This is a genomic window from Flavobacterium succinicans, assembly GCF_001662485.1.
Lineage (GTDB): Bacteria > Bacteroidota > Bacteroidia > Flavobacteriales > Flavobacteriaceae > Flavobacterium > Flavobacterium succinicans_A.
This window is the reverse complement of the sequence record NZ_JMTM01000004.1, coordinates 36,500-49,164: the sequence shown is the minus strand read 5'-3', so window position 1 is coordinate 49,164 and position 12,665 is coordinate 36,500. Positions and strand designations below refer to the sequence as shown.

General features: G+C 34.7%; 6 protein-coding genes. 1 reads left to right on the top strand and 5 read right to left on the bottom strand.

From position 1 onward, the window contains the following. Window positions 1-141 precede the first annotated feature (141 nt). The 4 genes from glgB to FLB_RS00210 form a co-directional block, all read right to left on the bottom strand. Window positions 142-2,049, bottom strand: coding sequence for a 1,4-alpha-glucan branching protein GlgB (glgB, locus tag FLB_RS00225; RefSeq protein WP_064713953.1), 1,908 nt, complete (start codon window positions 2,047-2,049; stop codon window positions 142-144). Between the two features lie 36 nt (window positions 2,050-2,085). After that, a complete protein-coding gene (locus FLB_RS14295) occupies window positions 2,086-3,720 on the bottom strand; it encodes a hypothetical protein (RefSeq protein ID WP_064713952.1) in 1,635 nt (544 codons plus the stop codon). Next, complete coding sequence (locus FLB_RS00215; RefSeq protein WP_064713951.1) at window positions 3,720-5,654, bottom strand: alpha-1,4-glucan--maltose-1-phosphate maltosyltransferase; 1,935 nt, start codon at window positions 5,652-5,654, stop codon at window positions 3,720-3,722. Before FLB_RS00215 ends, FLB_RS14295 begins: the two co-directional genes overlap by 1 nt. Before the next feature lie 78 nt (window positions 5,655-5,732). After that, window positions 5,733-7,013 (bottom strand): glucose-1-phosphate adenylyltransferase, encoded by a 1,281-nt coding sequence (locus FLB_RS00210; protein ID WP_064713950.1) that lies wholly within the window; start codon window positions 7,011-7,013, stop codon window positions 5,733-5,735. Between the two features lie 192 nt (window positions 7,014-7,205). Here FLB_RS00210 and FLB_RS00205 point away from each other — a divergent pair, with 192 nt between their 5' ends. Next, window positions 7,206-8,084 (top strand): alpha/beta hydrolase, encoded by an 879-nt coding sequence (locus FLB_RS00205; protein WP_064713949.1) that lies wholly within the window; start codon window positions 7,206-7,208, stop codon window positions 8,082-8,084. A 16-nt stretch (window positions 8,085-8,100) separates the two neighbouring features. Here the strand turns inward: FLB_RS00205 and FLB_RS00200 are convergent, their stop codons facing one another. Continuing rightward, window positions 8,101-12,609, bottom strand: a complete 4,509-nt coding sequence (locus FLB_RS00200) for a translocation/assembly module TamB domain-containing protein (RefSeq protein WP_064713948.1) — start codon at window positions 12,607-12,609, stop codon at window positions 8,101-8,103. Window positions 12,610-12,665 lie beyond the last annotated feature (56 nt).

The following is a 12,665-nucleotide window of genomic DNA, read 5'->3' as shown; positions in this document are numbered from 1 at the left end:
CGATTTTTTCTATCGGGAAGCGGGAACGTACAGCACGACCTCCTCTAGCCTTTTTCTGGCTAGAGGAGGGCACGCCCAAATAAAAAAATCGTTTATAAAACACTAAGTCTTACAAACGATTATAATTTTGAATCCGCTATGTTATTTCATTTTAAACACAGAAATCGCCAAAGGAGGCAACGTCAAGGCGATGGAATAATCTCTGCCATCATAAGGCGTGGCTTCGACTTTTAGCTTTTCGCTTTGTTGCACGCCACTACCACCAAATAACTTGGCATCGCTGTTGAATAGTTCAACTAATTCTCCTTTTCTAGGAATCCCTATGCGATAATTTTCTCGAACTACTGGTGTGAAATTGCAAATCACAATCAAATCATTCTTTGGATCGTTCCCTTTTCGGATGTAGGTCATAACTGCATTCTCGTGATCAGAATAATTAATCCATTCGAATCCTTCAGGGCTAAATTGCTTTTCGTACAAGGCAGGTTGTGATTTGTAGAGTGTGTTCAGCTCAGTGATTACTGTTTGAATCCCTTTGTGAAAAGGATGTTGCAGCAAATGCCAATCCAAACTTTGTTCAAAATTCCACTCGGCACTTTGCCCAAATTCGCTACCCATAAACAGCAGTTTTGTTCCTGGATGTGTAAACATATAGCCATACAGCAAACGGAGATTAGCGAACTTTTGCCACTCATCACCAGGCATTCTTCCCGCGATGGAATGTTTTCCGTAGACCACCTCATCGTGAGAAAGTGGCAACATAAAATTCTCCGAAAAAGCATAAGTCATCGAGAAAGTCAACTCGTTTTGATGGTATTTTCTATAGACTGTTTCTTTTTGAAAATAATGCAAGGTATCGTGCATCCAACCCATCATCCATTTCATTCCAAAGCCTAATCCACCAGCGAAAGTAGGTCGAGAAACCATAGGAAATGAGGTACTTTCCTCGGCTATGGTTTGCACACCTTCGTAATTGGCATAAACTGCTTCGTTAAAATCTTTAAGAAAGCTTATCGTGTCAAGGTTTTCGCGTCCACCAAAAATATTGGGTTCCCACTCCCCATCTTTTCTAGAATAATCTAAATATAACATAGAAGCTACAGCATCCACTCGTAGTCCATCCACATGATAATGGTGCAACCAAAATAAAGCATTACTTATTAGGAACGAACGCACCTCGTTACGACCATAATTAAAGACTAAACTTTTCCAATCGGGATGGTAGCCTTTTCTGCGGTCAGGATGTTCGAATAGATTTGAGCCATCAAAAAAACCTAACCCGTGTGCATCATCTGGAAAATGAGACGGTACCCAATCCAAAATTACTCCAATTCCTGCATCGTGTAAACGATCCACCAGATACATAAACTCTTGAGGGTTTCCAAAGCGAGAAGTTGGTGCAAAATACCCGACCAACTGATAGCCCCAAGAAGGATCGTAGGGATATTCCATTACGGGCATGAACTCTACGTGTGTAAATCCTGTTTCTTTGACATAGGCCACAAGGTCTTCGGCCATTTCTGTATAACTTAAGAAACTATTATCATCCGCATGGCGTTTCCAAGATCCTAGATGCACTTCATAAACAGAATAGGGTTTATCTAGCGCATTGTGTTCTTTTCGAGACTTCATCCATTGGTCATCCTCCCATTTATAATCCAAATCCCAGATTACTGAAGCGGTGTGTGGTGGTTTTTCGCAATAAAAAGCAAAAGGATCTGCTTTCTCAGTAACTATGCCGTTGTTGGATGACTGAATTTTATATTTATAAGTTGTTCCTTTAGTGATATTTGGAATAAAACCTTCCCAAATACCTGAAGCATCCCAACGGACATACAAGTCATGATTGCCGGCTATCCAATAATTAAAATCCCCAATCACAGAAACCGAGGCCGCTGAGGGTGCCCAAACGGCAAAATATACTCCTTTCACACCATCCACTTCCATAGGATGTGCGCCTAATTTTTCATAGAGACGAAAATGCTTCCCTGCTTTAAATAAATCAATATCAAATTCGGTGAAAAGAGAATGTACTTGTACTTTATTCATTTTTTATTTTTTAAACTGATTGCTCAGTACTGTCATTTATTTTGTTCCAAAATTCATAATACTCGCAATTCCTGTCAGTGGAATTACAGACCAACGAGGTCTTGAATTTAATTCGTACCCTAATTCGTAAACCGCTTTTTCGAGCAAACAATATTTGAGTAAAAAGTCAATTTCATTTTTGTAACCAATATTAAGATTCCCTCCTTGAGCGACCTCGGTGTACGTTTGTAAAAAAATACCAACAAAGTATTTATACAACAACTCTCCTGCCATAAATAGTTCAGCTTGTTCGTAATTGTACTTGTCCTTATTATTGAAAATCGTAGCATAAATGGCATAATGGAACGAGCGGAACATTCCTGCCACATCTTTCAATGGGGGTTGTTTTACTTTTCGATCGCGAATGGTGCTTTCTGGTTCTCCTTCGAAATCTAAAATGAAAAAATCTTCTCCGTTGACTAATACTTGACCAAGATGATAATCACCGTGTATTCGAATACGCTCAGATTTCATTTTGGTCCAATCAAAATCTAAGAAAACTTTACGAATGTTCTTTTTTTGATCCAAAAACTGATTCGCCAATTCCAGAGCCAAACCATCTAGTTTGTGCAAGTTATTCTCTAGAATATTCAATCGGTTTTGAAATTGATAGGTCAATCGATTCTTTAACCATACCGAATAATCCCCGTTATAAGTTATTGGTGTAAAAGCGGTTTCATGAATATCACTCCCTAAAGCAATATGCATTTCGGCCGTACGCGTCGCCAAGGTTCTAATGCGTAAAAAAATCTTTAACCCTGCCCAATCGATAATTTCGTGTGGAATATCATTCAATCGTAATCTCGAGAACAATTCAACGTCTGGTAATTTGTCAATTTTTATTTTGCGATAGCTTAGGTTTTCAAAAATTCGATCTACTTCTTCTAGCATAAACTTCCATGCATCGCCTTGATTCGGAACTAGCTCTTGCATTAATCCCAAGGTGATATTTCCTTCAGTCAAAATAACGCTAATACTTCCGGTGTAGGCTGGTGAATTTTCAAAATGCATACGTTCCGTCAAAAAACGGCTTATCTCATAATCTGGATTCATATTGATATAAATCCTTCTGAAAATCTTTAAAACCAAGGTATCATTGTAAATTATAGACGTATTGCTTTGCTCCACGCCCATAAATTTCGAGCTTTGATAGGTCTTTTGTGTTAACTTGGAACCACAATGAAAACTCAATTTTTCATTTACTTTCGCGTTAGGATGAACAATGTTATCAAACATTAATTTACGAAAATCCTCCTGATGAAGGGCATCGACCAAATAACCTTGAACTCCATTCATAATAACTGGAGCGATTACTGTATTGGTTTCTAAATCGACTTCCGACATGAACGAAATAGGCATAAAATAATGCTGGTAGAACGCTTCTTTAAAATTAACTTCAAACAAAACCCCATAATAAGTGTGTTTTTTTGAGGAAATTTGAAACGATTCTACAATTTCAATATACTTTAAAGTACTGGCTTTTCCACCATACCATCGTTTATTGATAATGTAATTTTCGAGTATATCCGATGAAAATATTTTCACAAAATCTTCTTCAGCAAAAGCATTTTTCCATTCAATATTGAAAACAAACGGATTTTGGAATTCGTCTTCGTTAATTTTATCAACCATTACTTGATTATTTTAAATAAATGAAAAGGCAAATCAGGTCGTAATTCTATAAAATTCCATTCATTTTCCCAGAAATAAGTTGCATCTGTCATTAAATCGTGTACACGAATGGGTTGATTTCCTAGTTGTGCATAAGGCAAACGCACCATGGCTTGAACCATCTGTTGATCGTTTAAACTCACCACCATTAAGGTTTCATTCTGTTTGTTATCGTCGTATTTATAGTAGGCAATTACTTGATCATTATTGGTCTCACAAAAAACAATGTTATTGGTCTGCTGTAACGAATTTTGTGCCTTTCTTATCGCATTAATTTGGGAGATTCTGTGGATTAAATTATTCTGAATATCCCAATCCCATTTAACAAACTCATATTTCTCAGAATCTAAGTATTCTTCTTTTCCTGGAGCCAATGGTGCACTAATCCTATATTCGAAAACAGGTCCATAAATCCCCACATTTGAACTTAGGGTAGCGGCCAAAAAGTACTTTTGCAAATGAATGGATTCGTTTCCTCCTTGCAAAGGAAACGGGTTAATATCGGGAGTATTGGGCCAAAAATTGGGTCTATAAAATTCTTTTTGAGAAGACTGCGTCAGCTCTGTCACATACTCGATTAATTCGGCTTTGGTGTTTCTCCAAGTAAAATACGTATACGATTGACTAAAGCCTTGTTTGGCCAATTCATTCATGATTTTTGGGCGCGTAAAAGCTTCGGCTAAAAACAAAACATCGGGATGTTTTTTCTTAATTTCACCAATCAACCATCCCCAAAAATAAAACGGTTTGGTATGTGGATTATCCACACGATACACTTTGATATTGCATTCTTCAATCCAAAATAAAGCCACATCTAACAACTCTTTCCAAAGGTTTTTCCAATCGGTACTTTCAAAATAAATGGGTTGAATGTCTTGGTATTTCTTGGGAGGGTTTTCGGCATATTGTACGGTACCATCTGGTCTCCATTTGAACCACTGTGGAAAATCTTTAACATATGGATGATCGGGAGCCGCTTGCAACGCATAATCCATCGCGACCTCAATACCCAAATCTTGAGCTTTTTTGACCAAAGATTTAAAATCTTTTATAGAACCCAACTCGGGATGCGTCGATTTGTGTCCACCATATTGAGAACCAATTCCCCATGGAGAACCAACATCACCTTCCTGTGCATTAGTAGCGTTGTTTTTTCCTTTACGGTTGATTTCCCCAATAGGATGAATGGGTGGAAAATACAAGGTATCAAAACCCATGGCTGCTACTCTAGGCAACAATCTTTCGCAGTCTTTAAAAGTACCGTGTTTCCCTTGTTCTTCCGATGAAGATCTTGGAAAAAATTCGTACCATGTACTGAACAATGCTTTTTTTCTATCGACATATACCTTTAGTTCCGAGGATTTATTTTCTATGTAACGAACAGGATATTTTTTAAAAATACTTTTTAGTTCATAAGAAGTAGCCTCTTTTACGGCTTCATTGTAATCCGCTTCGGATTTGAAAAGTTGCATTACCTTTTTGAGATAGTCTTTCTCAGAAGCATCGACTTTCTTTATAATCGCTTCTATATACTCTGCCCCTTCAAGCAATTCTGATTTTACATATTGATGGTCTTGAATTTTACGTTCAGTACCGTGTTGCCAATTCAATGCATAATCTACCCATCCTTCTACGAAATAGCTATAAAAACCTTGCTGTTCCACTTTAAAACTTCCATTCCATTCATCATTATAAGTTGGCCACATTCGCACTTCTTGCCATTTCTTTTCAGTTTCGTGTTTGTATTTGATACAACATTCAATTACATCATGTCCGTCTGAAAAAACATCTGCTGTAAGAGCGACAGTTTGACCTACTATTCTTTTGATAAAATGAGTGCCTCCATCTAATTGAGGCATCACATTTTCGATAATAATTCGAGTTTGCTTCTGCATAATATTAAAAAAAATTAAATCATTTTCTATTCTCTAGAAACTGATACTATATTCATAAATTTATAATACTTTGCTGTATTATTCTATTCTAAAATTATCCGGCAATACAGTTCCTTTTTTAACCACTACAATACCATCTTTGATACAGTATAAATCTTCGGAACAATTGGCGAGATGCTTACCCCCATTGATATACACGTCGTTACCTATTCGGCAATTTTTATCTACCAACGCATGATTAATAAAACAACGTTCTCCAATACCAATTAATTGATTATCATTTTCGATATCCTCTTTCATATCCGATAGACTTTGATAAAAATCATTACCCATAATATAAGAGTTTTCAATTATGGTTCCTTCACCTATTCGAGAACGGTTACCGATTACCGATTTTATAATGGCTTTGGCATTAATAATACAGCCTTCGGATATCAAAGAATTATCCACTTGTGTGCTTTTAAACTTGGAAGGGGGTAATAAACGAGGTCTGGTATAAATTTTATTATCGTTGTCGAATAAATTAAAATCTGGAACATCATTGGTCAAACCAATATTAGCATCAAAAAAGGATTCTATGTTTCCAATATCTGTCCAATATCCTTCGTATTGATAGCTGAGTATTTTTTGATGGCCCACGGCTTGAGGGATAATTTCTTTACCAAAATCCTTAGTATCCGGATTTTTCATCAACTCCACCAATAGTTTTTTATTAAAAATATAAATCCCCATTGAGGCCAAATAATGCTTGCCTTGTTGCTTCATTTCATCACTCACATCCGATTCCCATTCCGGCAAAAGCTCGGCGGCTGGTTTCTCGATAAATGCTTCAATAAAACTTTGATGATTCGTCTTTAAAATTCCAAATTCTGGTGCGTCTTTAGCGTTTACGGGAAGTGTAGCTATAGAAATATCGGCATCATTGGCGATATGGGCTTCCAGCATTTCATTAAAATCCATTTGATACAATTGGTCTCCAGATAAAATCAAGGCATATTCAAAATCATGATTTAAAAAATGAGGCATACATTGTCGAACAGCATCTGAGGTTCCTTGAAACCATGTAGGGTTATCAGGTGTTTGTTCTGCAGCTAAAATGTCTACAAAAGCATGACTAAAAATACTAAAATTATAAGTGTTTTTGATATGAGCATTCAAGGATTTAGAATTGAATTGTGTTAAAACAAACATTCTAAAAATATCCGAATTCATACAATTCGAAATTGGAATATCTACCAAACGATATTTACCTCCGATAGGTACTGCTGGTTTTGAACGAAACTCAGTCAGTGGATACAGTCTAGAACCTTGCCCTCCACCTAAAATAATTGCAATAATATTCTTTTTTTGTTGCTTCATTTTTTTTAGTTAAAAATATTAGACCCTACTTTTTATTACAAATTATACTCTTACATAAAACTTACAACAATCACTAAATATTCTCACAATACTCAAAATATTGGTTTAAAAATCAGATTTTATAGTACTTTTATGTTTCTTAAATTTAGTAAAAAAGAACTTCACTACAACTTTTAAAAAAAAATTAGCAAAATGCCTAAAAGAAAGACTAATGCAGCAAAAAATTTGCGAATTCCAAAAATAATCATAGTAACTGCTAAACTATTCGCTTTTATTTCGACAAAATTAGTTACTCGTTTTGCTGCAAAACTTTTCGTGACTCCAATCAAACACAAGACCCCGAAAAGAGAATATGATATGGACTCAAAATGTGCTAAACATATTCTTGATGTCAAAGCAATTGACAAAAAAATAATGACCTATCATTTTGGAGATTCGAATCAAAAAATACTTTTAGTACATGGATGGTCTGGCCGAGGTACACAATTATTTAAGATTGCTGAAGAATTACTAAAAAATGGCTATTCGACCATTAGTTTTGATGCGCCTGCCCATGGAAAATCACCTGGTTCAACTAGCATAATGACGGATTTTATCGAATCTATTTTAGAAATAGATCAACAATTTGGACCATTTGAAGCGATAATTGGTCACTCTCTAGGCGGAATGTCCACCCTTAATGCTATTAAAAGAGGCTTAAACGTAAAAAATGCAACCGTTATTGGAAGTGGCGATGTGGTTCAAGATATTGTTGATGATTTTGTATTGAAATTAAAAATTAACCCAAAGATTGGTAATCATCTCAGAGCGTATTTTGAAAAAAAGCACAACATTATTATGGATGATTTTTCTGCTTATAAAGCTGCTGCCGAAATTACCATTCCGATCTTAGTCATTCATGATCACAATGATGCCGAAGTTCCTGTTTCGGCAGGCATTCATATACATGAACACTGCCAAAAAGGAACATTATTTTTGACCCATAATCTTGGGCATCGCAAAATTTTGGGAGATAAAGAGGTAGTTGATAGTACCGTTTCCTTCGTAAAAAAAGCATCGCAAATTAAGTAACCCTTTTTCAAGATGATCAATCTTCTTCTTCAGGAATAAGACCTTCTTGATTTTTCTTAGGTTTTTCAGGAACCGGCTTTTTCGATTTATTGAAATTAATATAATCTGGTGACAATGAGGAATCGTCATCGATAGGTGTTGTTTTGGTAGGAATAACCAATTTATGCTTTTTGAATATTTGTTGAACAAATTCTTTAAAAGTATCAAAATCTACATCATAGGAAATACCTACGCCTTGAGTATAACCAACTCCTTGCCCTATATAATTGATATCATTCTCTTTGTTAAACAATCTCAAATTAAAATTACCGGCTTCATTTACCCTATATAAGATTTCGACATCTCCTACAATTGCCGATTCATTAACCCCTCCAAAAGGGACACCTACTTTTCCGTTTATGGTGATTCTTTCATTTAATTGGGAAGAAACTGTTGCCACAAAACGTCCATCTGTTTCTCGACCCGCTCTTCTATCGGCTGTAATTACATTCATTCCAATTTTAAACTTATCATTATCCGATTGAATGATATCCCCCAATAGACCTGATGCTGTTTCAAAAAGACTGGTCGAAAAATCAGATTGACTTATCCCTTGAGCACTCAAGAAACTTCCCGAAGACAATAAATATAGTGCTTGAGTTTGTCTTGTATCTTTATCGTTCAATTTATACTGTATTTCGGATTCTAAAACAGAACTTACTGTTGGAAATACAATATTAAAATCTGGTTCAGGACGAGCTAAATCCCCTCTAATTCCAACCACTACCTCTACTGGCACCTTTGTATTAAAAGAAGAATTTTCTAGTAAAACAGAAGGATTCGCAGATGTTTTATAGACCGCTTCAAGATTTAGTTGTGCTTTCAATGGATTGCCCTCCCAAATGATGGAACCTCCTTTTTTAACCGCAAATTTTTTATCGATTAAACCACCATATTTAAAGTTATAAGTCCCCTCGTAAGCCTGAAAATCTCCCCACATATTGAACTTTCCTAAGGTATTAATTTTGAATAACAAAGATCCGTATCCTTTCCCTTTCATACCGTGCCCCGTGTTTCTATCCAGAATTACTTCTACCTCCGCGTTGGGATTAATATCAAAATCAAATTCTAATTCAAGACCATTATAATCCCTTATACGCTCTGAAATTCCGTTTTTGCTATTGCTTTTCTCTTTTGCCGTAACAAAATGAATGAATCCATTTTCGCTAACACTTTCAGTATTGTTAATAGGGATTTTTACCGAGGTTCCTTTTTCTGATTTGGCAACCACTTTTACAAATAAACCATCAACAGGTCCTTTTATTGATGCAGTTCCATCAATAAAAGCAGTTCCAAAATAAGCAGCATCCTCAGAATCTTTTGTATCTAAAGCCAAAAATCGTTTAGAATTAATGGCCAAATCTAATTTCCAATCCGAAAATTGATTATGTTCTACAACCCCATTCAAAATCCCCTTGGTTTTGTATTTGGTATCAAAAATAGCATTGTTTCTGAACAAAAACTTTTCATTAGTTAAATCAACTATTGTTCTATCTGCCAATTCATAATCGACGTTCAAATAAGGAATAATCATCCCTGCGCCTTCTAAATACAAACGACCATTTATGTCGGGTTTTGCTAGGGTTCCTTGTACTTTGGTATTTCCTGAAGCTAATCCTCTAATATTTTTAATAACTTCTCCACCAACTGGACTCAAGAAAGCCAAATTAAATTTATCTAATTTAATATCTAAATCAAGTATGGTTTCTTTATTTACAATTTCAAATTGACCATTAGCACTAAATGATTCAAAACGATCATTTTCTAAATTGGAATGAATGGTGAATTTTTTAAAGCTTTGATCACCCTCGATGTCAAAATTTAGGTCTCCAAAAAAAACATCATTTATTTTTAAACGGTCCACTACTACAGAGGCCGTTGGTTTGTAGACCAATCCATTTTGCTCATAATTTACCTGTCCATTGATATTACCGTTAAAAGCAAATTGACTTCCTGAGGGAGTAATTTTTTTCAAATCAACCCCTTTAAAATTAAGATGCAATTCTTTATAATTGTCCCCTTTAATCAATCCTCTCAAATCAATTTCTTGATCTTCATGAGTCAAAACAATATCATTTATTGCGAAATTTTTTAGTGTTTTATCAAAAATAATCTGGTTACTCTCAGTATCAACTTCGTTCAAATTCCAGACATAATTTTTAAATTTTATGTCGGATTTACTAAAACCAATTACATTGTTTTTGTTTTTATCAATAGTATGATACAAATTTAGATTATAAAGATCCTCCCCATTTTCACCCCCTTTGAACTCGGTTCTCACTTTTAAGGAATCTTTCATGGTCACATTGATCAAGCTAAAATCTCTGATTTTATAAACTCCTGTTTTTATGCTATCCAATTCTATAAAAGTGTTGAACAAAGGATTTTTATTATCGATGGCAACTCTTATATTATCCAAAGTGGTTCCTGCTGCTGTAATCTTCTCCGAATTAAGATTCAATTTAAACTCCTTGTTGTCAGAATTGATTACCCCCTTAACTCGAGCATCTGTTGCCAAAACTACTTCCGGATATAAAACTTCAATTATTTTATTATAAATGGTAAAATCAAATTTGAGAAATTGCCCCTTAGCAACAAGGATAGGTTTGTAGTTGCCATAAAGACTTCCGAGTGAATTTTGAACTAAAGCTTCTAATTGATTAAATTTAAATTTACCAACTACTTGTCCTTGACCTACATCTGTAGAATTTATGGTTAAGGTTCTAACATTATTTGCATCAAAAACAGAAGCAACATGCACATCATCAAAGGCATAGGTTTTCTTAGAATTCTGATATGTAGTGTTTTTTACGTAAATGTTTCCAAAGACATTGTCCATTGAATTACCGGTGGCATCAACCACAATATCACCTTTGAAATTGGAAATTAACTCTTTGTCAAAATGCAATTGATGTAAATGTGCTTTATCAATGGCAATATGAAAATCGTATTTATTTTGCTTTCCACTCAAATCTATTAAGCCATCAAAATTTAGCGCTAAATTTGGATCTTTAATTGAAATTTTACCTTTATATAATGGCATTTTGAAATGACCATCTAAAATCACATTACTGTAGCTATACTCATTATACATGGCTTTTGAAACTTCGCCTTTAACTACCGTATTTAAGCTTTTTTCAGTAAAACCTATTCCATCTACTTTCAAATTTAAACTGGTTGGCCCGATATCTTTCTTGTTCAAGAAAACGCCTAAATCAAAATCAGTCATTTTAACATTACCAACATACTTAGCTATATCGGACTTATTCATGTTTACAATCACCAAATCTGAAGTTAAAGTTCCAATAGCCGTTTTCATTACAAAATCGGCTTCAATGTTTTCAGTAGTTAATGCTGTACTTCCTACTAAATCAACGTTTCCGAGTCTTTTCAAGATTTCAGGCAATCTTTTTCCTAAAACATTAGGCAGAATAGTGACCAAATTATCATAACTTGTGGTAAGTGATTTGAACCTACCTTTCATATAAAACTGCTGTGATTTTGAAGGAAATAAATTTTTGAAGTTTAAAGCTCCAACAATTTTAGAGCCTTTTCGATCCCTCAGCGAAAGATCGGTTAGTCGCAAATCATTCAACGTTCCTTCAATTCTGGAACGGGCATTAAAAAATAGATTGCGACCGAGCTCGTTATAAAAATAGCGAATATCATTTGAGGCAATGGAAGACGATTTTAGATTAATATCAAATTTTACTTTGTTGTTGAAATCTGAAAAATCTTCAATCTTGTAATTTAATTGAACATCACCTTTTAAGCTAGATTCTTTTGTAGCTAAATCTAAGTCTTCTAGTCGGATGCGTTTTTTATTGTAACTAAAAGCCGCACTTAATCTTTTCACAAATACCCCTCGATGATCTTTGAATGACAAAAAATTGATATTGGTTTGCACTTCGGGACCAAGGATTTTAAAATTACTAATTTGAGCATTCAATTTCGTAAAGTCAACATCCTTTGGAATGGTTCTATTTTCATCGGTCAAAATGAAATGTCCATTAGATATAAAAGCTTCTCTAGCGGTCATCAAAAAAGGCTTAGTAGAAGGCTTTCCTGTCTCAAAAGCCTCAATAAAAACATCTAAATTGGTGAGTTTTTCTTTTTTATAGGTTTTCAAATTAAAGAGTAACCCGTCCAACCGAATATCATTGAAGATTAAATCGCCGTCAATTACTTTCTTTAGTCCGATAAGGTTAGTTTTTATCCGATTAGCATAAATCAACGTATCTTTGTGATGGTCTAAAATCAGAACTTTTTTCAATTTTACGCCTCCAAAAATAGAAATTGCAACTTCATCTACCACCATGGAAGTTCCGTAAGTGGTATTGATATCATCCATCACTTTTTTTGCAATTCGAGTTTGAACAGCAGGCAATGAAAGGGCAATACCTGCTACTAATAAAAGTAAAAGAAGTGCTAAAATTGATCGGAATAGTATTTTTTTAAATTTTTTGATAGCAGAAATATTAAGCATTCTTTAGATAAACATAACAACTTTAGTATTACTTGAAGAAGCATATTACTTTATAA